Genomic DNA, 22147 nt, shown 5'->3' with positions numbered 1-22147 from the left:
TCTTGCGAATCGGAGCTCCAGGTGATGACTTCTCGGTAGGACCGCACACAACCCTCTGCCGAGAGGAACCGGGACACGTGCTGTTGCCACGGGTCAAGCGGAAGCACGAGCCACACCGCTTCGATGACGGAACGGTGCGCATCGGAGGCGAGATCTACGGGCTGGCCACCGAGATCAGCGATCCGACGGGGGGCGCGTGGGCCGCGCTCACCCTCATGGACGGCACCCGGTCTCCCGCCGACGTCGCCGCGGCCGTGTGCCGGCGGCTGCCCGGTGTCTCCGCGCTCCAAGCGTCGCGGATCGTCGCCGCCCTCATCGCGTCGGGGCATGTGGAGGACGCCTCGGCCCCGATACCGGGAGAGCTCAGCGAACGGGAGCGCGAGCGGTACGACAGGAGCCAGGCGTTCTTCCATCAGGTCGACCTCGCGCCGGGACGGCAGGGCTGGGACGCGCAGGTGCGGCTTCGGGCCGCCCGGGTCGTGGTGCTGGGCCTCGGCGGCACGGGAAGCCACGCCGCGTGGGCACTCGCCGCCTCCGGCGTGGGTCGCCTGCACTGCGTCGACGCCGACGTGGTGGAGCTGTCGAACCTGAACCGGCAGGTCCTCTACACGGAGGACGACCTCGGCCGCGCCAAGGTGGACGCGGCCGTCTGCAGGTTGCGCCGGCTGAACTCCGACATCGAGGTCACCGGCGAGCGGCGGGCGATCGGCAGCGAGGCGGACCTGCTGTCCGTCGTGGCGGGCGCCGACGTCCTCGCGCTGTGCGCCGACGAGCCGAGGGAGCCCGGCATCCGGATCTGGGCCAACCGGATCTGCGCGCGGGCCGGCGTGCCGTGGGTCGGCGGCGGCTACAACGGCCCCCTCGTGACCGTGGGCGCCTTCGCCCCCGGGCGCGGCGCCTGCTACGAGTGCCTGGCCGCGGGCGAGGCGCGCCGCCGCAGGCCGGGTCTTCCGGTGGACCTCGGAGGACCGGGCGTGGTCGCCGCCTCGGCAGGCGTCTCGGGCCACCTGGTCGCCCACTCGGTGATCTCGCTGATCACCGAGGTGCCCGAGCCCACCACCGGAACGGTAATCGGGCTGAACCTCATCGCACCGGACCAGCACGTCTGGGTCCGGCATCCGCCTCGCCCGGACTGCCCGGTCTGCGGCGGTGAGCGGCAATCGACCGGGTCACAAATTTAGACTTGACCGATCATGTCTGGCATCCGAACATTTAGATGTTTTCTCGCGCGAGGTCAGCACCAACAATCCATAGCGGAAGGTGTTCGATGACCCCTCAAGAGCAAAACCAGACCCAGCCGGAGGAAGCGGCCGAGCCTGTCGCGGCCGAGATCGCGATCCGCAGACTGGACAAGATCGAGACGACGGCCTTCAGCCAGGGGAACTCGACCTGAGGCCGGTCCGGGAGTGCCTGACAAATATCGCTCGTCACGGGCGGGAACCCCGGTGGACACATCGCAAGGCGGAGGAGGCCATAGCGGAGCTATGGGCGACGATCCCGAGCCGCGCGGAAATTCCGAGCCTGCGAGGAATTTCCGCGGGTGGGGTCCCGAGCCGCGTGGGAATTCCGAACCCGCGAGGAATTCTCGTGGGTGGGGCGACGATTTCGGGCCCCGCGGAGATTCCGAGCCTGCGAGGAGTTCCCCGTGGTGAGGCGCGACGAGGCGCCGCCCGGGCCGCGCGCGGCGGAGCTTGATCTGGCAGGCGCTGGGATCGGGGCGGGCCGGGCGCCCGCCCCGGTACACCCCGTGGGACGTTCGTCATGACACCGACCCGGGTCACCCTGCACGATCTCGGCGTACGCCGGGACCGCGAGGAGTGGATCGTCGGGCGGGTGGAGACCGGCGACGTCATCGCCGTGCCCGCGCAGGGCATGCGGGTCATCCGCCTGTTGCAGGAGGGTGCGACCGTCCCCGAGGTGGAGCGGCGGCTCGGCGCGGAGACCGGGACCCGGATGAACGTGGGCGGATTCGTCGACGGTCTGCTCCGTGCGGGATTGGTGGCGGCGGTGGACGGATGCCCCGTTCCCGCGGCCGCTCCCCCGCCGCCCACCTTTCCCCGGCTGCTGCCCCGCCACGTGCGGTGGACGCTCAACCCGTTGCCGCACGCCGCCCTGGCGGCCGTGATCCTGGCCGGGGCGGCGGTGGCACTGCTGCGGCCCGGCGCCGTACCCGGCTGGCGGGACCTGCTCTGGAGCGACCGCGGGACGCCGGTCCTGCTCGCGCAGACGGCGGCCGGATGGCTGCTGATCCTCCTGCACGAGCTGGCCCATCTGTGCACGGCTCGCGCCGCCGGCGTGCCGGGGCGCGTCAGGTTCGGCACCCGTCTGCAGTTCCTCACGGCCCAGACCGAGGTGTCGGGCATCTGGCTGGCGGAGCGCAGGGTCCGGCTGACGGTCTACCTGTCCGGCATGGCGCTGGACGCCGCCGTGTGCGCGGTCTGCCTCCTGCTGACCGTGGTGGCCGGTCCGCATCCGGCCCTGTCCGTCATCGCGATGACGGCGCTGATCATGCTGTCCGCACAGTTCTTGGTGTTCATGCGCACCGATCTCTACTTCGTCCTGCAGGACGTGACGGGCTGCCGGAACCTGTACGGCGACTCCACCGCGTACGCCGCGCACCTATGCCGCCGGGCCTTGCTGCGCCCGTCGGCCGATCCGCTCACCCGGCTGCCGCGGACCGAGGGCCGGTGGGTCCGGGCCTACACCGCGCTGCTCGTCGCCGGGACCGCGCTGTGCCTCTGCCTCGCCGCCGCGGTGACGCTTCCCGCGACCCTGGCCCTGCTCGCCGGTTCCGTGCGCGCGCTGCTCGACCCGCCCGGCTGGGTCGCCGCGGCGGACGGCGTGGTCACGGTGCTGGTCGTCACCGGGTTCCACGTCCTCTGGGCCAGAACGTGGTGGCTCAGGCACGGCACGAGGGCGCGCCGTGCCGCCGGACTGCTGAGGAGGAACCGTGATCCCGAGCGATGTGTTCGATGACGTCAGGGCCGCGGCCGGCGAGTTCCTGGGGCTGGACGCCTACCAGGCCGAGTTCGAGGAGGTCTACCGCGACGTGACGGAGGTGGTGTGGAAGCTGGAGCGCGCCCAGCACTTCCACGAGCCGGCCGTGCCGAGCTGGCGGGCCGCCGACGCGGGCGACTGGGCGCGGGCCGTCGAGCTCATCGAGGAGATGCGGGCCCCGCTGACCGCGATGTACCGCGAGCGGGCCCCGTTCCGGCGGCTGCGCGTCGTCGAGCTGCCCCCGACCCCGTACCTTCAGTGGGAGTCGCAGATCTTCGCCGTACGGGTGGCGGCGGGCGAGGAGATCAGGGTGCTCGCGGCTTCGGCGGTCGCGCCGCTGGAGACCCGGGCGCCGCTGCCCGAACTGGTGGTCTTCGGCCCGCATCTGCTGTACGAGGTCCGCTACGACGAGATCGGCGCCGCCGTCGGCGCCCGCCGGATCACCGATCCCGGTGTCGTCTCACCCTGCCTGTCCGCCCTGGTCTCCCTGTACGGCGCGGGCGAGGACCTCCTGCCGTTCTTCGAACGCGAGGTGGCCCCGCTGCCGCCTCCGCCCGACCTGTCGGACAAGCCTGCCCGAATTGGGCCTTGACCCGAGATCGGGAGCGGCCAACGATCGACATGTCGCCCTCGGGGGAGAGTTTGCGGCCACGCCGACGAACGGAGGGTGAGATGAAGCCGGCCGATGAGCCAGAACCCGAGGTGGTGCAGGAGACCGAAGGAACGGCGCGGACGAGGCAGATCATGATCAGGCTGCTGGACGCGACGGAGACGGCCGTGTGCAGCAACTCGACGGGGAACTGACTCACCAGACGTCCGCGGAAGACCCATGCGCGCCACGTTTCCAGATCCGGGCCGGAGCCGGGCGCGCTCCGACCAGCGATTCGGCTTCGGCCGAAGGAGGCTCCATGCCCGGAGAAGCGTTCGAGCACGTCAGACAGGCCGCGGGAGAGATCCTTCCCGCGGCGGAGTACCGGACCGAGCTCTACGACCACCTGCGCCGGATCGAGGGCGTGGTATGGAAGCTGGAACGCGCCCAGCACTTCCACGAGCCCGACACCCCGAGCTGGGTCGCGATGATGAGCGGAGACTGGGACCGGTCGCTCGCGCTGATGGACGAGATGCGCTTCGCCGACGACCTGCCGCCCCGCGCGGAGCTGCGCCGGCTGCGGATCGTCGAGATGCCGCCGACGCCATACCTGCAGTGGGAGATCGTCCTGCTCGCGGCGCGCACGCGGGCGGGCGAGCGGGCACGGGCGCTGCACGCCCGGTCGGTACGCCACCTGGAGAGCCGCGCGCCGCTGCCCGAGCTGCTGATCCTCAACCGGGACCTGATGTACGAGGTCCTCTACGACGAGATCGGCGCACACGTGGGCGGGCGGCGGGTCACCGACACCCGGGTCATCGAGGGCTGCGCCCGAGCCGTCGCCGAGCTGTACGCCGACGCCGAGGACATGGTGGCCTTCCACGACCGCGAGGTGGCGCACCTGCCGCCGCCGGTCGCCGGGCGGATCCTGTCCCGCCCCGGCCACCCCTGAGACGCGCCCAGCCGGCGGGACGGGGCTCAGGCCCCGTCCCGCCGGTGCTCCTCCAGCACCCCGCGCAGGGTGGCGAGCGTCGCGGCGGTCCGGGCGAGGTCGGCGGCCGGAACGGCGGCGGTGCGGGCGGCCAGCTCGACCTCAAGGGTCGGACGGGCCGCGGCCAGGAGCCGGGAACCCTCAGGCGTGAGGCTGAGGACGGAGGACCGCCGGTCCTCCGGATGCGCCGCGCGCACGCACAAGCCCGCGTTCTCGAGCCGGTCGACGGCCTTGCTCACGGCTCCGACGGTGATTCCCACCTCGCGCACGATGTCGAGCACCCGGCACCCGGGGCGGCCCCCGATGATCTCCAGGAACTCGAACTGGCCCAGCCCGATGCCGTGCTCGGCGCGCAGCCGATCGCTCACCGCGTTGTACAGCCGGGTCTCGACGCGGACGAGATCGGTGAACAGGCGAGTGATGTCCGTCACATTCATGGCTGGGTTTGATTCCAGGGAATCATCTTCCGTGGAATCGGGTTGAGGATCACATGTGCATTCCACGGAATGCATCCTCTCACCCTCGACATCATGGAGGTCCGGATGACCCGCCGGCAGCGCGAGGCCGTCGACGCCCTGCACCGCAATGCCCCCGTCCACCCGAATCCGACCCTGGCGCAGCAGCGCGCCGGATTCGCCGACGCCCTCTCCCGGCCCCTGCCCGACGACGTCGCCGTGCACGAGACGGTGCTCGCCGGCCGTCCCGCGCTCGACCTGACCCCGGCCGCCGCCACCGGCCGCGGGCGGCTGCTCCATTTCCACGGTGGCGGCTACGTCCTGGGGTCGCCCGGCACGCACGCGGGATTCACCGCCCAGCTGGCGCGCCGTGCCCGGCTGCGGGCGACGTCCCTGGACTACCGGCTGGCCCCCGAGCATCCCTTCCCCTCCGCGGTGGACGACGGCCTCGCCGCCTACCGGGCACTGCTCGACGAGGGTGTGCGGCCGGAGGAACTGGTGCTCGCCGGCGACTCGGCGGGTGGCGGGCTGGCCGTCGCCACCCTGGTCGCGGTCCGCGACGCCGGCCTGCCGCAGCCGGCGGGCGCCGTCGTCTTCTCTCCGTGGGTCGACCTGACACTCGGCGGGCAGAGCATGCGCACGAAGAAGGACGCCGACCCGATCTTCACCCGCGAGGCGATCCAGGCGTTCGCCGACCCCTACCTGGCCGGCCAGGATCCCGCTCAGCCGCTGGCGAGCCCCGTGTTCGCCGACCTGCGGGGCCTGCCCCCGCTCCTGGTGCAGGCCGGCTCGAACGAACTCCTGCTGGACGACGCCGTCCGGCTCGCCGGACGCGCGGCCGCGGACGAGGTGGAGATCACGCTGCGAGTCTGGCCGCAGGTGCCGCACGTCTTCCAGAACCACTTCGGCCACCTCGACGAGGCCGACGAAGCACTCGACGAGGCCGCCCACTTCCTGTCCACGCGGGTGCGGGCCGGGCACGAGGCACAGGTTCCGGGAGCGGGCCGTCCCTGATCGCCGCGGTCGATCCCGTCAGGCACGCGGCGGGCGCAGGCGGGCCATCTCGGCCGCGATGGCCTCCAGCCTCCAGTGGGCGTTCAGCCCGCTGGGGCTGGGCAGCACCCACAGCCCCGTCCCGCCGACCGCCTCCTCCTGCGGGCCGATCCGGGCGGCGGGGCGGGCGAAGGCGACGCGGTAGGCCGACACCCCCGCTACCGCCAGGACGCGGGGGCGCACCTCCGCCACCAGCCGCGCGAGCCGCGCGCCGCCCTCGCGGAGTTCCTCCGGAGCCAGCTCGTCGGCCCGGGCGGTCGCCCGGGCCACGATGTTGGTGATGCCCAGCCCGTACGACGGGAGCAGATGCTGCTCGGACGGCGCGAGCCTGCGCGGCACGAGACCGGACAGGTGCAGGGCGGGCCAGAACCGGTTGCCCGGCCGGGCGAAGTGGTGGCCGGTCGCGGCCGAGTAGAGGCTGGGGTTGATCCCGCAGAACAGCACGTCGAGCCCGGGGCCGAGCACGTCCTCGATCGTCGCGTTCCTGGCCGCCTCGAGGTCGGCCTTGGTGGGGGCCATACCGCGATGCTAGTGCCGCCCGCTCCTGGTCGCGTTCCAGACGGCGCTGGTGCGCAGGTGGTTGTCGTAGAGCTCCTGGACCTCCAGGAGGGACTCCGGTGGTTGCTTGCCGTAGGCGACGCGCTCCAGATGACGGAAGTATTCGAAGCGCTCCACGCCCGGGGTGATGACGATGAGGATGTCGGCGTCGTGGCCGGGGGCGGCGGCGAACGCGTGCGCGAGGCCGGGCGGGACGATGACGAGGTCGCCACGTTCCGCGGTGACGACCTCGTCCCCGGTCAGGAGCTGGGCGGTGCCGTCGAGCAGGTAGAACAGCTCGGCGGAGCCGGCGTGGTGGTGGGGAGCGGCGCCGTCCGCGCCGTCGGTGAGGGTGACGCGCTGGGCGGACAGGGCGCCGCCCGTGGCACTGCTGTCGGCCAGTAGCCGAATGGTGGTGGGGATCCGGCCGATGACCTCGGCGTCGGCGGAGCGCACGATCACGGGTTCGGCGAAGCGGGGGACGACGAGCGACATTTGGGAGTCCTTCCCGGAAGTGGTGCGACGGCTACGGGGGTCAGACGGCGAAGAGCAGGGCGGCGCTGATCAGGACGATCACTGCGGTCGCGAAGTGGATGCCGAACGCGACGGCCCGGGTGCCGCCGTTGCGCAGCACGATCAGGGTGTCGCCCAGGGGCAGCAGGGCGACGATCAGCATGTACCAGGCCTCGGCGCGGGCGCCGGCGAAGGCCAGCAGGGCCAGTCCCAGCAGGCCGTAGCCCCCGTCACGCAGCCCCTTGATCGTGAGGTAGGCGACGTCGCCGTCCTTCTTGGCCGGGACGCCGTAGCCGGCGGCCGCGGCGTGGGGCACGAGCAGGAAGCGGGCGCCGATGAACAGGACGAACAGGTTGAGGACGACGGCGAGGCCGTACGCGATGGGGGTGAGCATGTCTCTCTCCGAGAACTAGCAGCGCTAGGAACGAGAACGAAGCTAGCAGAGCATTGCGACAAACGCTAGCGCTGCTAGAGTTCCAAGCATGTCGATCCAGTCGCGCAGGGAGCGCGAGCGCGCCGAGCGCGAGAAGCTGATCATCACGGCGGCCCGCGAGCTGGCCGAGGCCGAGGGCTGGGAGGCGGTCACGACCCGGCGGCTGGCCGAGCGCGTCGAGTACAGCCAGCCGGTGCTCTACAGCCACTTCAAGGGCAAGGACGCGATCATGGCGGCCGTCGCCGTGGAGGGCTGCGCCGACCTGGCCGTGGAGCTGCGCGCGGCCCGGACGGCGGCGCCGGACGCCCACCGCGCCCTCGCCGGCGTCGGCGCGGCCTACGTGGCCTTCGCCGACCGGCACCCGGCCATCTACGACGTGATCTTCAGCCTGGCCGTCCCCCTGCCGTTCGCCACCCCCGAGGCCCCGCCCGCCCTGCAGGCGGCCTTCGGCGAGCTGGCCGAGGCCGTCCGCCCTCACGCGGGCGGCGACGACCTGGGCACGCTGACCGAGACCTTCTGGGCCGCCCTGCACGGCCTGGTCACGCTTACGCGGGGCGGGCGGCTCCCGCGCGAGCACCACGACCACAGGCTCGCGCTGCTCCTGGCCCGCTTCACGGGCTGAGCCCGGCCCCGGACGAGCACCGGGGGGCCCGAGGCGGTCGCCGCGCACCCGGACCTGAGGCCAAGTCGCCCGGCGCGCAGACCGAAGGCCCGGCGGAAAGGCCGGGAGACTCAGTGGAAGGGCCGCGCCACCTCGTCGAGCGCCTGCTCCATGATCTGGGAGAGCGGGCGGGCCTCCTGCTCCTCGATCCAGACGTGCGTCGCGATGCGCAACGCGACGAGGAAGGCGGCGGCCATGATCCGGCACTTCAGGTCGGCGGCCGGCTCTCCCGCCCCGTCGCGGTCGGAGATCGCCTGGACCAGCTCCCGTTCGAGCGCGGCGTGGTTGGCGAGCTGCCGGGCGAGCAGGGACGGGTGACGCTTGGTGAGCGAGGTGCGCACCGCCCACTCCCGGTCGGGCTCGCCCACGTCCTCCAGCTCTTCGCGCACGGCGCCGCGCAGCGCCTGCCAGCCCGACTCCCCCGCCGGCCGTTCGCGGATCGCCCGCACCAGGGACCGTACGCGCTCCTCCTCGCCGTACAGGAGGGCGTCCTCCTTGCTGCCGAAGTAGTTGGAGAAGGTCCGGCGCGAGATGTTGGCGGCCTCCACGATGTCGTCCACGGTGACGTGGTCCAGCCCGCGTTCCACGGCGAGGCGCAGCGTGGCCTTGTGGATAGCCTGCCGCGTCTCGGCCTTCTTACGCTCGCGCAATCCCGCCGTCGTCTCCATGGTGGGCTCAGCTTAGCCGCTGAAACATTGCCCACTGCGCAAACTTGCTCAGTGGGCATGTAACCTTGGGGCAGTTGTCCTCACCCACCCGATTGGAGGCTGCGCGTGAGCGCACCCACGCTGCCGGAGACGGGGGCCAAGAGCCACCGGCAGATACTCGAAGCGCTGAGCGGCCTGCTCCTCGTCCTGTTCCTCGCGATGATCAGCAGCACGGTCGTGTCAGTCTCGCTGCCCCAGATCATCGGCTCGCTCAACGGCACCCAGTCCCAGTACACCTGGGTGGTCACCGCGGCCCTGCTCACCACGACCGCCTCGACCCCCATCTGGGGCAAGCTCGCCGACCTGTTCAGCAAGAAGCTGCTGCTCGAGATCGCCATCGGCATCTTCCTCGTCGCCTCGCTGGCCTGCGGCTTCGCCCAGAACACGGCGATGCTGATCGCCTTCCGCGCGGTCCAGGGCCTGGGTATGGGCGCCCTGCAGATTCTGGTCCAGGTGATCATCGCCGCCATGATCAGCCCGAAGGAGCGGGGCAAGTACAACGGCTACCTCGGCGCGGTCATGGCCGTGGCCACGGTCGGCGGGCCGCTGCTGGGCGGCCTGATCACCGACACGTCCTGGCTGGGCTGGCGGTGGTGCTTCTTCCTGCCGATCCCGTTCACCGCGATCGCGCTGATCGTCCTGCACCGCACGCTCGACATCGCCTCGGTCCGCCGTCCGGGCACCTCGGTGGACTACCCCGGCGCGCTCCTCATCGCCGCCGGCGTGAGCATCCTGCTCGTCTGGGTCACCTTCGTCCGCAACTCCTTCGACTGGATCTCCTGGCAGACCTTCGCCATGGTCGGCGCCTCGGTCGTGCTGCTGGGCATCGCCGTCTGGGTGGAGTCCGTCGTCCGCGAGCCGGTCGTCCCGCTGCACGTCATCCGGCGGCGCACCCCGGCCCTCGCGATCCTCGCCAGCCTGGCCGTCGGCATGGCGATGTTCGGCGGTGCGGTCTTCCTGGGCCAGTACTTCCAGATCGGCCGCGGCTACAGCCCCACCGAGGCGGGCCTGCTCACGATCCCGATGATGTTGGGCGTGCTCGTGTCATCCACGGTCTCGGGGCGGATGGTGTCGCGCAGCGGGCGGGTCAAGCCGTACATCCTCGTCGGCTCGATCGTGCTCACCCTCGGGTTCCTGGCCCTGTCCACGATCGACCACGAGACCTCGCTGGTCCTCGTCGGCGCCGGAATGCTGGTGGTCGGCGCCGGCGTCGGCATGTCCATGCAGAATCTCGTGCTGGCCGTGCAGAACACCGTCCCGCTGCGCGAGCTGGGTGCCGCGAGCGGCGCGATCACGTTCTTCCGTTCGCTGGGCGGCACGATCGGCGTCTCGGTCCTGGGCGCGGTGCTGGCCAACCAGGTCACCGAGAACATCACCACGGGCCTGACCAAGGCCGGCATCCGGGTGCCCGCCTCCCAGAGCAGCGGCGGCGGCAGCCTCAACATGGGGGCGCTGCCCGAGCCGATCCGCACCATCGTGCGCGCCGCCTACGGCGACGCCACCGGCCACATCTTCCTGATCTCGGCCTGCATCGCGGTCGTCGGCATCCTCGCCGTGCTGTTCCTCCCGCAGGTGCGGCTGCGCGACAGCGTGGACCTGGCCGAGCCGGCCGCCGCCGGAGCGGACGCGCCCGCCGCGGCCGAGTCCCGCTGAGCCCTGCCCGCTGAGCAGGGCCTCCTGAGCAGGGCCCCCTGAGCAGGGCCCCTGAGCCGGCCCCCGGGTACGGCTCCCGTCGCGTGAGCGGGAGTCCGTGCCCGGGGGCCGTCCGGTCTCACAGCCGGGGATCGACCGGCTCGGACTCCAGCGCGAGGACGGCGAAGACCGCCTCGTGGATCCGCCACAGCGGCTCACCCTCGGCCAGGCGCGTCAGCGCCTCCAGGCCGAGCGCGTGCTCCCGCAGCGCCAGCGACCGCTTCCTGCCGGTGAACCTGCGCCGCAGCACGTCGAGCGACTCGGTGTAGTCGGGGCCGTAGATGATCCGCAGGTACTCCCTGCCGCGCACCTTCACGCCCGGCTGCACCCGTCCCTCCTGGTGCACGGCCGGTTTGACCACCATGCCCTCGCCACCGGCCTCGGTCAGCGCCGTCCACCACGCGACCGCCGCCTCCCGCTCCTCCGGCGAGTCGAGGGAGACGAACACGTGCCGGGTCTGCGTGACGAGCGGCGAGTCCATCAGGCCGAGCGTCTTCAGATGCCACTCGTGCGGCTCCTCCACGGCCGTCGCCCTGCCCTCGCAGGCGAGGACCTGGAACGGCGCGAGCCGTACGCCGTCGAGGCCCGAGACCGGCCAGCAGTAGCGGGCATAGGCGTCGCGGAACCGGGCAGCGTTGTGGGCACGGCGGCGGGTGCGGTCGAGCAGAGCGCCTACATCCAGGCCACGTCCCGCCGCCGACTCCAGCGCCGCGACCGCCTCGGGCAGCGCCACCCGGGCGGCCGCACCCACCGAGGCGTACTGGTCGCGGATCAGTCCCTCCGCCTTCGCCGACCACGGCAGCAGCTCGCAGTCGAGCACCACCCAGTCGGTCTCCAGCGCCTCCCACAGCGGCGCGGCCGCCTCGCGCAGCCGGTCCACCAGCTCCGGCACGCGCTCGTCGAAGAATGGCCGCCCGGTGCGGGTGTAGACGCTGCCCGTCGTGCCGTCGGCGACGCCGAAGCGGCGGGCCGCGGCCTCCGGCGTCCGCGCCAGCACGGCGATCGCCCGCGAGCCCATGTGCTTCTCCTCGCACACCACCCGGGTCACCCCCGCGCGGGCGAACTCGTCGAACGCCTCGGCCGGGTGCTCCAGGTAGCCCTCCAGCGCGGAGGTGTCCGGCGGGGCCATGGTCGGCGGCAGGTAGACCAGCCAGCGGGGGTCCACGGCGAACCGGCTCATGATCTCCAGCGCGGCGCGGGAGTTCTCCTCCGCGATCCTGATCCGGCCGCCGAACCGGGTCTCCACGAAGCGGGTGCCGTCCACGTCGCCGATGTCCAGCACGCCGGGGTCGCGGGCGGGGGCGGCCGCGGCCAGCGGCCGCACCGGCTCGTACCAGACGTTCTCGGCCGGGACCGAGACGAGCTCGCGCTCGGGGTAGCGCAGGGCGGTCAGCCGCCCGCCGAAGACCACGCCGGTGTCGAGGCAGATGGTGTTGTTGACCCACTCCGGCTCGGGCACCGGGGTGTGCCCGTAGACGACCATGGCCCGCCCCCGGTAGTCGTTCGCCCAGGGGTAGCGCACCGGCAGGCCGTACTCGTCGGTCTCCCCGGTCGTGTCGCCGTACAGGGCGAACGCCCGCACCCGCCCGGAGGCGCGCCCGTGGTAGGCCTCCTTGAGCCCGGCGTGCGCGACCACCAGCCTCCCGCCGTCGAGGCGGTAGTGGCTGATGAGACCGTCCATGAACGTCCTGGCGGCCGCGCGGAACTCCTCCGGCTCGGCGGCGAGTTGCTCCAGCGACCGCTCCAGGCCGTGGGCGACCCGCACCTTGCGGCCGTCGAGGGCCCGCACGAGCTTCTGCTCGTGATTGCCGCACACGCACAGCGCGGTCCCGGCCTCGACCATGCTCATGACCAGCCGCAGCACGCCCGGTGTGTCCGGGCCGCGGTCGACCAGGTCGCCGACGAAGACCGCCGTACGCCCCTCGGGGTGGACGGCGCCGTCCGGCCCGACCTCCCAGCCGAGCTTCACCAGCAGGGACTCCAGCTCGGCCCGGCAGCCGTGCACGTCGCCGATGATGTCGAACGGCCCGGTGAGGTGGGTCTTGTCGGTCCACGCCTTCTCGTACGTGACGGTCACGTCGTCGATCTCGTCGCCGCGCAGCACGTGGACCCGGCGGAAGCCGTCCCTGACGATCTTGCCGAGCGACCGGCGCAGCTCCTTGCGCTGCCGGGTGATCACGTGGGGGCCGAAGGCCCGGTCGGGGCGGGCCGCGTTGCGGGCGCGCGCCACCTCCTCCGGCACGTCGAGCACGATCGCGTCGGCCAGCACGTCGTGAGACTTGGCCAGCTCGATGAGCTTCTTGCGGGCCTCCCACTGCACGTTGGTCGCGTCCACCACCGTGAGCAGCCCGCGCCGCAGGCGGATGCCGACGATGTGGTGGAGCAGGTCGAACGCCTCGGGCGTGGCCGTCTGGTCGTTCTCGTCGTCGGCGACCAGGCCCCGGCAGAAGTCGGACGAGACGACCTGCGTGGGCGCGAAGTGCCGGGCCGCGAACGTCGACTTGCCGCTCCCGGAGATGCCGACGAGCACCACCAGCGACAGCTCCGGCACGCTGATCTCGGTCACGGCCGCTCCTCCCTCCTGCTGAAGACCGCCATCTGGGTGGGCGGCCCGACCTCGGGGTCGTCCTCGCCGACCGGCCGCAGATCGGCGGCGTAGCCGTACGTCTCGCACACGCCCGCCACCCACCGGGCGAACTCCGCCCGGCTCCACTCGAACCGGTGGTCGGGGTGGCGGCGCGCCCCCGCGAGCAGCTCATACCTGACGTTGTGCTCCACGTTGGGCGTGGTGACGATCACGTGTGCGGGCCGCGCCGTGCCGAAGACCACGCGTTCGAGGGCGGGCAGCCGCGGCGGGTCCACGTGCTCGACGACCTCCATCAGCACCGCGGCGTCGTATCCGGCCAGGCGCGCGTCGGTGTACGTCAGCGAGCCCTGGAACAGCTCCAGCCTGGCCCGCTTGGCGTCCGGCATCCGGTCGGCGCGCAGGCGGCGCTTGGCCAGCGCGAGCGCGCGGGCCGACACGTCCATGCCGGCGACCTTGGCGAAGGCCGGCCTGGCCAGCAGCGCCGACAGCAGCTGCCCCGAGCCGCAGCCGAGGTCGAGCACGGTGCGCGCGCCGACCTCCTCGAGCACCGCCACGACGGCCTCCCGGCGCAGCGTGTTCAGCGGCACCCGCTCCTCACCCGCCTCGTCGCCGGGGACGGGCTCGGCGACGCCGGACTCCTCCTGCCCGGCTTGGTCGGCCGGTGCGGCGACAGCGGGGGCCTCGACGCCCGGCTCCTCCTCCACCGGCGGGTCCAGGCTCTCCTCCACGTCGTCGCCGAGCTCGGCGAGACGGGCGAAGGCGGCACGGGTCAGCGCCCACCTCCGGCCGAGATAACGGCGGGTGATCAGCCCCTTGTCCGGATGGCCGGCCAGCCAGCCCTCCCCCGCGCGGACGAGCTTGTCGACCTCGTCGCCCGCCAGCCAGTAGTGCTTGGCGTCGTCCAGCACGGGGAGCAGGACGTACAAGTGGTTGAGCGCGTCGGCCAGGCGTACGTCGCCGCGCAGCTCGAGCCGTACGTACCGGGACTCGCCCCATTCGGGGAAGCCGGGGTCCAGCGGCACGGCCTCGGCGCCGACCTCCCAGCCCAGCGGCCCGAACAGCCGGTGCGCGAGGTCGGCCCCTCCCCGGCACGGCAGCGCGGGCAGGCCGATCTCCAGCGGGATCGGCCCGTCCGCGAGGTCCTGCCGGGAGGCGCACCGCCCGGTCCGCGCCGTGCGGAACACGTCGGCGAGCGCCGACGCGAGCAGGGAGGACGCGGCGTACGGCCGGTCGTTGACGTACTGCCCGAGCGAGAAGTCGGGCGAGGACGAGCCTCGGGAACGGGCCAGCCGCACGGGGTCGACCTCCAGCAGCAGCGCCGCGGTGCACCGGTCCTCGCCCGCCTCCGGGTAGAAGACCCGCGCGGTGCCGAACGACTGCTCGAACTCCTGCACCCGGTCGGGGTGCTTGTGCAGGAGGAAGCCGAGGTCCGTGGCGGGCCGCAGGGTCGTCGAGATCGTCAGGAGCACTCGGCAAAGTGTGCCGGATGCCCCCTTCGACCGGCTATGGTTTTTCCGACCTACGGCTCAGATGTGCGGCAGCGCTCTTTTTCACACGTGCGGCAGCACCTCGGCCGCGATCAGTTCCAGGTGCTCCAGGTCGTCCAGGTCCATCACCTGGAGGTAGACACGCTCGGCCCCCATCTCGGCGAACCGGCCGATCTTGTCCACGACCTCCTGCGGGGTCCCGGCCAGGCCCGACGTCCGCAGGTCGGCGACGTCCTGGCCGATCGCGGCGGCCCGGCGGGCGATCTCCGCCTCGTCCCTGCCCACACAGACAGTCTGCGCGGCCGACAGCAGCACGGTCTCGCGCCCTACCGCCTCGCACGCCGCCCGCACCCGGTCGAAAGCGGCCCCGGTCTCCTCGAGGAGCCGGAACGGCACGTTGTACTCGTCGGCGAACCGGGCCACGAGCCGCGGCGTGCGCTTGGCGCCCCCGCCGCCGATGATGACCGGCGGCCGGGGCCGCTGCACCGGCTTCGGCAGCGCCGGGGAGTCGACCACCCGGTAATGGGCGCCTTCGTAGGAGAACGGCTTGGCCGCCGCCCACAGTCCCGTGATGATCTCCAACTGCTCTTCCAGGCATTCGAACCGCTCACCCAGGGAGGGGAACGGGATGCCGTATGCGCGGTGCTCCTCCTCGAACCAGCCGGTGCCGAGGCCCACCTCCACCCGGCCGCCGCTCATCTGGTCCACCTGGGCCGCGCCGATCGCCAGCGGGCCCGGCAGCCGGAACGTGACGGGGCTGACCAGCGTGCCCAGCCGGATGCGCGAGGTCTCCCTGGCGAGGCCGGCCAGGGTGATCCACGCGTCGGTGGAGCCGGGCCCCGGGTCTCCGGGCCCGATCCGGGAGTAGTGGTCGGACCGGAAGAACGCGTCGAACCCGAGCCGCTCGGCCGCCTGCGCCACCTTGAGCAGGTCGTCGTAGCTCGCCCCCTGCTGGGGTTCGGTGAAGATCCTCAATTTCATCCGTCCATTATCCCCGCCCTCGGGTCCGCGGCTTGCTAGAGTGCGAGCCGCCTGTGCGCAACGTGGTCGCATCGCAACTCAGGGTGGTGAGCGTGGACTCCGCACGTCATTCCCGCGAAGCGGGCCGCCCCCCGCGCTCCCTCGTCCTCCTGGCCTCGGCAGCGCTCGTCGCGGGCACCGGCGCGGCGCTGTGGGCGCTGCCCGCCGCCCCTCCCGGCGGCTGGGACGCGACGCGCGGTATCAGGCCCGGGGTCGAGCCGGGTGCCACGCCCACCGGCGAGCGGACTCCGGCCCCCTCGACGCCGGAAACGCTGGTCGCCGCGCGCCAGACGGTCGCCGCGCCGGCCCCGCCCGCCGCCGCTCTCCCCGCCGACGAGCCCGTGGCCCGTTACCGGGGCTTCCTCGACGCCGCAGGGGAGCCACGTCCGGAACTGCTGCGGGCGGGGGTGCGCTCGTTCGCGATCGGCCATGTCGTGGCGGGCCCCGGCGGTTGCAGTCCCCGCTGGGCGGGGGTGATTCCACGGGGCGGGGAGCCGGTCGCCGCGCGCATCGGACGGCTGCGGGCCGACGGCGGCGAGGTGTGGCCGGCGTTCGGCGGGCCGTACGGGCAGGAGCTGTCGGTCACCTGCGAGAACCCGGCCCGGCTGCTCGCGGCCTACCGCCACGTCGTGACGGCGCTCGACCCGCCCGGCGTCGACATCGAACCCGCGGAGCCGGCGGGCCCCGTCGGAGGGACGGGCACGGCCGGAGGGGCGGGCACGGCCGCAGAGACCGGCGCGGCCTGGGAGACGGTGGCCCGCCGCCGCGCCGCCGTGCTCGCCCGTCTGCAGCGCGAGGCGCGGTCCCGGGAAGGACCGACCGGCGGGGCGGGCTCGCTCCGGGTGACGTTCACGCTTCCCGCCTCCCAGGACGGCCTGAGGGTCGCCGACCGGGAGGCGCTGCGGATCACCCGGGAGGCGGGTGTGGAGGTCGAGTCGGTCGGCCTGCTCGTGCCGATGGGGTCCGGCCCCACCGCGCTCCACGGCCTGGCCGTGGCCGCCCGGGCGGCGCGCCCGCAGATCGCGGCGGCGCTGGGCGTCACGCCGGACGCGACGTGGCGGCGCATGGGTCTGGCGCCTGTCCTCGCCGGCTCCCGCGACCTGGGGCCGGGTGAGGCGGCGCGGCTGGCGGCGTTCCGGGCCCGCAACGGCCTGGCCTGGCTGTCCGTGCGGGGCGCCCGGCCCTCGGAGCAGGTCCTGCGGATCCTCACGGGGCCGGCGCCACCGGCCTCACCCGTCACGAGGTCGCATCCCTTGCCGGACGGCTACCCCACCCCCTGACCGGTGCCCCCTTGCGTCCCGGCCTCCTCCGTCACGCAAGCGGCACCGGGACGCTTCAGTCGCGCCCGCCGTGAGCGGGAGAAACCGCAAGGACGACCTTGCCCTGCCGTGGCCCTCGCGCGGCGGCCGCGTGCGCCTCGGCCGCCCGGGCCATGGGGAACACGGCCTGCACGGGAACGCGGAAGCGCCCTTCTTCCGACAGCGCGGCCGCGAGGGCGAGACCGTGCCGCCCGTCCGGCTCGCCGCCGAGCTCACCGAGGGAGATGCCGACCCCGAGCTCGGGGCCGGCGAAGTCCGCGATGGTGAGGACCGATGCCGGCGTGCCGGTGATCGTGATCAGTTCGCCGAGCGACCCGGCGCCGGCGACGTCCAGCGCGAGATCGACCCCTCCGGTCGCCAGAACGCGGACGCGCTCGGCGAGTCCTGGCCCGTAGGCGACCGGGACCGCACCGAGCCGGGCGATGAAGGCGTGGTTCTCCGGGCGGCCGGTGCCGATCACCCGGGCGCCACGGGCGGCCGCCAGTTGGACGGCGACGCTGCCGACCCCGCCGGAGGCGCCGTCGACCAGGAGCGTCGTTCCCGCGCGTACGCCGAGCCTGTCGAGCGCCCGGGTGGCGGTCTCGACGCTCGTGCCCGCGGCGCCGGCCTCCTCCCACGCCATCGAGGGCGGCTTGGCGGCCCAGAACGCCAGCACGGCGAACTCGGCGGCGGCGCCGCCCAGCCGCGAGACGTCGACGGCGCCGAAGACCTCGTCCCCGGCGGCGACCCCGGTGACGTCCGCGCCCACCTCGTCGATCACACCGGCGGCGTCGACGCCGGGGATGTGCGGCAGGGGGAGCCGTCCGCTCGACGGCGACGTGCCGGAGCGCAGCGCGAGGTCGACCGGTGCGACCCCGGCGGCCCTGACTCTGATGCGCACCTCGCCGGGACCCGCGTGAGGTTCGGGGAACCCCCCGACGGCGAGAACCTCGGGGGGACCGAACCGGTCGAACCGCACTGCGAACATTTCCGCATCCGGGAACATAATCACCTTTCCGGCTGTTCCGACTGGCCGCCGACCACGGTAGGCGGACGATCGGGAGCGACTGCCCCGGATCGCCGGAAGTGAGAGGGGCACGGACGACATTGACTCGGAAACCCCGAATGGACGCGGAGCATTGATTCGGAAACCCCGGATGGACGCGGAGCACAACAGGCGGCACATCGTGGCGGTCGCCCGTGCCGCGTTCGCGGCGGACGGGCTCGACCTGCCCGTGCACGAGATCGCCCGGCGTGCCGGCCTGGGCGTCGCGACCGTCTACCGGCACTTCCCGTCGCGACAGGACCTCGTCGGCGCCGTGCTCGCCGAGCAGGTGGCCGTGTGCCGCGCGCAGATGCGTGCCGCCCTGGACGACCCCGACCCCTGGCGCGCGCTGCGCGGAACCGTCCACCGGTTCGCCGAACACCAGGTGCGGGACCGCGGATTGAACGAAGCGCTGCTCGGTTCCCACCCGGCGGGCGCCGCCTTCGCCGGGCAGCGCCTCGCACAGGGCCGAAGGCTCGAGCAGCTCGTCGAGCGGGCCCGGAGCGCGGGCGGTGTCCGTCCCGAGCTGTCGATCGAGGACGTGAGGGTCGGCCTGAGGGCCATCGCCTCGTTCCGTGCCGGTTCGCCCGAGAGCGCGGCCGTGGCGGTCCGGAGGCTGGCGGACCTCCTGGTCGCCGGCATGGCCCGCCCCCAACCGTGAGGCGGCGCCGGGCTCAGTCCCTGACGAGCAGCGCCACGCACTCCACGTGGTGGGTCATCGGATACTGGTCGAAGGCCCGCAGGTCCTCCAGCCGATAGCCGTGCTCGCCGAACCAGGCGACGTCCCTGGCCAGCGTGGCCGGGTCGCACGAGACGTACACCACACGCGAGGCCTCCAGGCCGGCGACGCGCTCGACCACCGGACGGCCCAGACCCGCGCGGGGCGGGTCGGCCACCACCAGGTCGGCCCGTTCGATCCGCAGCCGGTCGAGCGCCTCCTCGACCCTGCCCCGCTCGATCCGCGCCTGCGGCAGGTCACGCAGGTTGAACCGGGCGTCCTGCGCCGCCTGCGGCTCGGACTCGATGCCGAGCACGGCGCCCTCGGGGCCGACGGCCTCGGCGAGCCCGGCGGCGAACAGGCCGGCGCCACAGTAGAGGTCGAGCGCCCACTCCCCCGGCTCTGGCCGGCCGAAGTCGAGCACCGCGCCGAGCAGCGTGGCCGCCGCGCCCGGATGGACCTGCCAGAAACCACTCGCGGTCACCCGGAAGTCCCGCTCACCCACCCGCTCGGTCAGCGAGGCCCGGCCCCGCAGCGCGCGCGTGCCCCTCCTGCCCTCGTCGAGCAGGACCGCGGCGTCCACGTCCGGGATGGCCGCCCGGCGGCGCGGGACGGGTTCGACGATCACGGCGCGGTCGCCGCCGGAGGCCGCCACCACCTCGACCGAGGCGGCGCCCGGCCAGGCGAGGCGTTCCGCGCCGACCTCCTCGACGTCGGGGTGCGCGATGAGGCATTCGGTGACGTGCTCGATCTCGTGCGACCGGTGCTTGCGCAACCCGGCCGTGCCGTCCCGCTCCACGGCGAACCGCACGCGGGTGCGCCACCCGAGGCCGTCCTCCGCCCCCGGCACCTCCTCGACCACGACCTTGCGGTCGAGGCCCGCCAGGCGCCGGAACTGCTCGGCGACCACGTCGGCCTTGAGCCGGCGCTGCGCCTCCAGCGACGCGTGCTGCCAATCGCAGCCCCCGCAGCGGCCGGGGCCCGCGAACGGACAGGGCGGCGTGACCCGGTCGGGTGAGGGTTCCAGGATCTCGACCGCGTCGGCCCGCAGGAACCGCGTGGTCTCCTCGGTGACCTCGGCGACGACCCGCTCGCCGGGCAGGGCGTGCCGGACGAAGACCACCCGGCCCTCATGCCTGGCCACGCACCAGCCGCCGTTGGCGACGGCGTCAACCGTCAGTTCGAGCCGTGCGCCGCCCATGTCGGCCTCTTTCGTGTCGGTCATGCCTTGACCTGCGTGTCCTTCGGTGGGGGCTGGTAGGAGCGGCGGGAGGCGCCGGGAGCGGCCGGCTCCCTGCGGCCCTTGAGACGGTCGGAGGAGGCGAGCTGGAACGGCACGCTCGTGACCATGACCCCGGGCTTGAACAGCAGCCGGCCCTTGAGCCGCAGCGCGCTCTGGTTGTGCAGGAGGTGCTCCCACCAGCGGCCGACCACGTACTCGGGGATGTAGACCGTCACGACGTCGCGCGGCGAGCGCCGCCGCAACGACTTCACGTAGTCGAGCACCGGGCCGGTGATCTCCCGGTAGGGCGAGTCGAGGATCTTCAGCGGCACCTCGATGCCGCGGCGGTCCCACTCCTCCCTGAGCCTGTTCGCCTCGTCGGCGTCCACGCTGACCGTCACGGCCTCCAGGCTCGACGGGCGGGTGGCCCTGGCGTACGCGAGCGCGCGGAGCGTGGGCTTGTGAATCTTCGAGACGAGGACGATCGCGTGGTTGCGGGCGGGCAGCAACGACTCGTCGACCTCGTGCCCCTCCGGCGCGGCGAGCTCCTCGGCGACCCGGTCGTAGTGCCGCCTGATGCCCTTCATCATGAGGAAGAGCACAGGCATCGCGATGCAGACGATGTACGCGCCGTGGGTGAACTTGGTCGCCAGGACGACGACGAGCACGAGCCCGGTCATGACCGCGCCGAAACCGTTGATCACCCGCGAGCGCATCATGTGGAAGCGCGCCCTCGCGTCGGTCTCGGTCCTCAGGTGACGGGTCCAGTGCCGGACCATGCCGATCTGGCTGAGGGTGAACGAGACGAACACGCCGACGATGTAGAGGTTGAGCAGCTTGCTCACGTCCGCGTCGAACGCCCAGATCAGCAGGCAGGCCCCGGCCGCGAGGATGACGATGCCGTTGCTGAACGCGAGGCGGTCGCCCCGGGTGTGCAGCTGACGCGGCAGATAGCGGTCCTGGGCGAGGATCGAGCCGAGCACAGGGAAACCGTTGAACGCGGTGTTGGCGGCCAGGAACAGGATGAGGGCGGTCACCGCGGCGATCACGACGAACAGGAACGAGCCGTGGCCGAAGACGGCCGAGGCGACCTGCGCGATGATCGGCTGCTGGTAGTAGCCGGGCCCTGCCGGGTGCCCGTCGATGATGACGTTGCTGGCCACGGTGGCCGGGTCGGTCAGCTTCACCCCGGACTTGAGGCCGAGGAAGATGATCCCGCTGAACATGGTGACCGCGATGAGGCCCATCATGAGCAGCGTGGTCGCGGCGTTCTTGCTCTTGGGTTTGCGGAAGGCCGGCACGCCGTTGCTGATCGCCTCGACGCCGGTGAGCGCGGCGCACCCCGACGAGAAGGCGCGCAGCACCAGGAACGCCATCGCGAACCCGGCGAGATCGGCCTGCTCCCCGATGATCCGGTAGTCGGCGGTGGGGGCGCGCAGGTCGTCGCCGAGCACGATCAGCCGGAACATGCCCCACACGACCATGCCGATGACCGCGATCATGAAGGCGTAGGTGGGAACGGCGAATGCGACACCCGATTCCCGGATGCCGCGCAGGTTCATGATCGTCAAGAGTACGACGATGGCTATCGCGACCAATGGGCGGTGTTCCGCGACGAAGGGAATCGTCGCGCCCACGTAGTCGGCGCCGTTGGCGACCGACACCGCCACGGTCAGCACGTAGTCGACGAGCAGGGCGCTCGCGACGGTCAGTCCCGCGGTCGGTCCCAGGTTCGTCGTGGCCACCTCGTAGTCGCCGCCGCCACTGGGATAGGCGTGCACGTTCTGCCGGTAGGAGGCGACCACCGTGAGCATGACGAGGACGACCCCCGCCGCGACCCACGGGCTGACGCTGTAGAGGGCGACCCCGCCGATCGACAGGATGACCAGGATCTCCTGCGGCGCGTACGCCACCGAGGACAGCGCGTCACTGGCGAAGACCGGCAGTGCCACGCGCTTGGGCAGCAGCTGGTGGTGGAGCTGGGTGCTCCGCAGAGCCCGCCCCACGAGGAGCCGCTTGACAAGATCTGGCACCTTCGACACGTCTGTTGAGCCTAGTCCCCCGGCGCCGTGCCCGGGTCATGCGGTGTACGGCAAGGGCGACATACTGTCTGCATTAGGAGACCGCCACAACCCACGGCGGGGG

22 protein-coding genes are annotated in these 22147 nt (G+C 72.7%); 11 read left to right on the top strand and 11 right to left on the bottom strand.

Annotation, left to right across the window (positions count from 1 at the left end):
* Nucleotides 1-134 precede the first annotated feature (134 nt).
* From IL992_RS39340 to IL992_RS39325, 6 genes are all read left to right on the top strand, one after another.
* Entirely contained in the window at nucleotides 135-1181 is a 1047-nt protein-coding gene (locus tag IL992_RS39340; protein WP_319019111.1) for a HesA/MoeB/ThiF family protein, read from the top strand.
* A gap of 86 nt (nucleotides 1182-1267) precedes the next feature.
* Nucleotides 1268-1393, top strand: a complete 126-nt coding sequence (locus tag IL992_RS48035) for a hypothetical protein (RefSeq protein WP_264295178.1) — start codon at nucleotides 1268-1270, stop codon at nucleotides 1391-1393.
* Between the two features lie 368 nt (nucleotides 1394-1761).
* Nucleotides 1762-2976, top strand: a complete 1215-nt coding sequence (locus tag IL992_RS39335; protein ID WP_193208381.1) for a hypothetical protein — start codon at nucleotides 1762-1764, stop codon at nucleotides 2974-2976.
* The gene (locus tag IL992_RS39330; RefSeq protein ID WP_193208380.1) at nucleotides 2951-3589 is read left to right on the top strand and encodes a DUF6879 family protein; all 639 of its coding nucleotides are present in this window, start codon (nucleotides 2951-2953) and stop codon (nucleotides 3587-3589) included. Before IL992_RS39335 ends, IL992_RS39330 begins: the two co-directional genes overlap by 26 nt.
* An 80-nt stretch (nucleotides 3590-3669) precedes the next feature.
* Complete coding sequence (locus IL992_RS48030; protein ID WP_264295177.1) at nucleotides 3670-3801, top strand: hypothetical protein; 132 nt, start codon at nucleotides 3670-3672, stop codon at nucleotides 3799-3801.
* Between the two features lie 104 nt (nucleotides 3802-3905).
* The gene (locus IL992_RS39325; protein WP_193208379.1) at nucleotides 3906-4535 is read left to right on the top strand and encodes a DUF6879 family protein; all 630 of its coding nucleotides are present in this window, start codon (nucleotides 3906-3908) and stop codon (nucleotides 4533-4535) included.
* A 26-nt stretch (nucleotides 4536-4561) separates the two neighbouring features.
* Here IL992_RS39325 and IL992_RS39320 read toward each other — a convergent pair whose 3' ends face one another.
* Entirely contained in the window at nucleotides 4562-5011 is a 450-nt protein-coding gene (locus IL992_RS39320) for a MarR family winged helix-turn-helix transcriptional regulator (RefSeq protein ID WP_226874624.1), read from the bottom strand.
* A gap of 69 nt (nucleotides 5012-5080) precedes the next feature.
* Between IL992_RS39320 and IL992_RS39315 the strand changes: the two genes are divergently transcribed.
* Complete coding sequence (locus IL992_RS39315; RefSeq protein ID WP_226874623.1) at nucleotides 5081-6043, top strand: alpha/beta hydrolase; 963 nt, start codon at nucleotides 5081-5083, stop codon at nucleotides 6041-6043.
* Nucleotides 6044-6061: 18 nt separating this feature from the next.
* On the opposite strand, the gene mug is transcribed toward IL992_RS39315, so the two are convergent.
* Genes mug through IL992_RS39300 form a run of 3 tightly spaced genes read right to left on the bottom strand, consistent with a single transcriptional unit; the run spans nucleotide 6062 to nucleotide 7526 of the window.
* The gene (gene mug / locus IL992_RS39310; protein WP_193208378.1) at nucleotides 6062-6601 is read right to left on the bottom strand and encodes a G/U mismatch-specific DNA glycosylase; all 540 of its coding nucleotides are present in this window, start codon (nucleotides 6599-6601) and stop codon (nucleotides 6062-6064) included.
* A gap of 9 nt (nucleotides 6602-6610) precedes the next feature.
* Nucleotides 6611-7114 (bottom strand): cupin domain-containing protein, encoded by a 504-nt coding sequence (locus IL992_RS39305; RefSeq protein WP_193208377.1) that lies wholly within the window; start codon nucleotides 7112-7114, stop codon nucleotides 6611-6613.
* A 40-nt stretch (nucleotides 7115-7154) separates the two neighbouring features.
* Nucleotides 7155-7526 carry a DUF4267 domain-containing protein gene (locus IL992_RS39300; RefSeq protein ID WP_030505467.1) on the bottom strand — a complete coding sequence of 124 codons (372 nt, stop codon included), beginning with the start codon at nucleotides 7524-7526 and terminating at the stop codon, nucleotides 7155-7157.
* An 88-nt stretch (nucleotides 7527-7614) separates the two neighbouring features.
* Between IL992_RS39300 and IL992_RS39295 the strand changes: the two genes are divergently transcribed.
* The gene (locus tag IL992_RS39295; RefSeq protein WP_193208376.1) at nucleotides 7615-8187 is read left to right on the top strand and encodes a TetR/AcrR family transcriptional regulator; all 573 of its coding nucleotides are present in this window, start codon (nucleotides 7615-7617) and stop codon (nucleotides 8185-8187) included.
* Nucleotides 8188-8297: 110 nt separating this feature from the next.
* Here IL992_RS39295 and IL992_RS39290 read toward each other — a convergent pair whose 3' ends face one another.
* Nucleotides 8298-8894, bottom strand: coding sequence for a TetR/AcrR family transcriptional regulator (locus tag IL992_RS39290; protein ID WP_193208375.1), 597 nt, complete (start codon nucleotides 8892-8894; stop codon nucleotides 8298-8300).
* 105 nt (nucleotides 8895-8999) lie between these two features.
* Here IL992_RS39290 and IL992_RS39285 point away from each other — a divergent pair, with 105 nt between their 5' ends.
* Entirely contained in the window at nucleotides 9000-10586 is a 1587-nt protein-coding gene (locus IL992_RS39285; RefSeq protein ID WP_404804815.1) for an MDR family MFS transporter, read from the top strand.
* Nucleotides 10587-10704: 118 nt separating this feature from the next.
* Here the strand turns inward: IL992_RS39285 and IL992_RS39280 are convergent, their stop codons facing one another.
* The 3 genes from IL992_RS39280 to IL992_RS39270 all read right to left on the bottom strand — a co-directional run bounded on the left by IL992_RS39280 (nucleotide 10705) and on the right by IL992_RS39270 (nucleotide 15680).
* Nucleotides 10705-13191 carry a polynucleotide kinase-phosphatase gene (locus IL992_RS39280; RefSeq protein WP_193208374.1) on the bottom strand — a complete coding sequence of 829 codons (2487 nt, stop codon included), beginning with the start codon at nucleotides 13189-13191 and terminating at the stop codon, nucleotides 10705-10707.
* The gene (locus tag IL992_RS39275) at nucleotides 13188-14681 is read right to left on the bottom strand and encodes a 3' terminal RNA ribose 2'-O-methyltransferase Hen1 (RefSeq protein WP_193208373.1); all 1494 of its coding nucleotides are present in this window, start codon (nucleotides 14679-14681) and stop codon (nucleotides 13188-13190) included. Before IL992_RS39275 ends, IL992_RS39280 begins: the two co-directional genes overlap by 4 nt.
* A gap of 81 nt (nucleotides 14682-14762) precedes the next feature.
* Nucleotides 14763-15680: an LLM class F420-dependent oxidoreductase gene (locus IL992_RS39270; protein WP_193208372.1), complete on the bottom strand. Its 918-nt coding sequence runs from the start codon at nucleotides 15678-15680 to the stop codon at nucleotides 14763-14765.
* 92 nt (nucleotides 15681-15772) lie between these two features.
* Here IL992_RS39270 and IL992_RS39265 point away from each other — a divergent pair, with 92 nt between their 5' ends.
* The gene (locus IL992_RS39265; RefSeq protein WP_193208371.1) at nucleotides 15773-16999 is read left to right on the top strand and encodes a glycoside hydrolase family 18 protein; all 1227 of its coding nucleotides are present in this window, start codon (nucleotides 15773-15775) and stop codon (nucleotides 16997-16999) included.
* 55 nt (nucleotides 17000-17054) lie between these two features.
* On the opposite strand, the gene IL992_RS39260 is transcribed toward IL992_RS39265, so the two are convergent.
* The gene (locus IL992_RS39260; protein ID WP_193208370.1) at nucleotides 17055-18005 is read right to left on the bottom strand and encodes an NADP-dependent oxidoreductase; all 951 of its coding nucleotides are present in this window, start codon (nucleotides 18003-18005) and stop codon (nucleotides 17055-17057) included.
* 169 nt (nucleotides 18006-18174) lie between these two features.
* On the opposite strand from IL992_RS39260, the gene IL992_RS39255 reads away from it, so the two are divergent.
* Entirely contained in the window at nucleotides 18175-18723 is a 549-nt protein-coding gene (locus IL992_RS39255; RefSeq protein WP_193208369.1) for a TetR/AcrR family transcriptional regulator, read from the top strand.
* 13 nt (nucleotides 18724-18736) lie between these two features.
* On the opposite strand, the gene IL992_RS39250 is transcribed toward IL992_RS39255, so the two are convergent.
* Together IL992_RS39250 and IL992_RS39245 are read right to left on the bottom strand one after the other, a co-directional pair.
* Nucleotides 18737-20005, bottom strand: a complete 1269-nt coding sequence (locus IL992_RS39250) for a class I SAM-dependent RNA methyltransferase (protein ID WP_226874622.1) — start codon at nucleotides 20003-20005, stop codon at nucleotides 18737-18739.
* On the bottom strand, nucleotides 20002-22044 hold the full coding sequence (locus tag IL992_RS39245) for an APC family permease (protein WP_193208368.1): 2043 nt from the start codon (nucleotides 22042-22044) through the stop codon (nucleotides 20002-20004). Before IL992_RS39245 ends, IL992_RS39250 begins: the two co-directional genes overlap by 4 nt.
* Nucleotides 22045-22147: the final 103 nt, after the last annotated feature.

Origin of the sequence: Microbispora sitophila (assembly GCF_014892245.1) — a bacterium.
Lineage (GTDB): Bacteria > Actinomycetota > Actinomycetes > Streptosporangiales > Streptosporangiaceae > Microbispora > Microbispora siamensis.
Note: the sequence above shows the minus strand (reverse complement) of the source record. Positions and strands in the feature narration are given on the sequence as shown.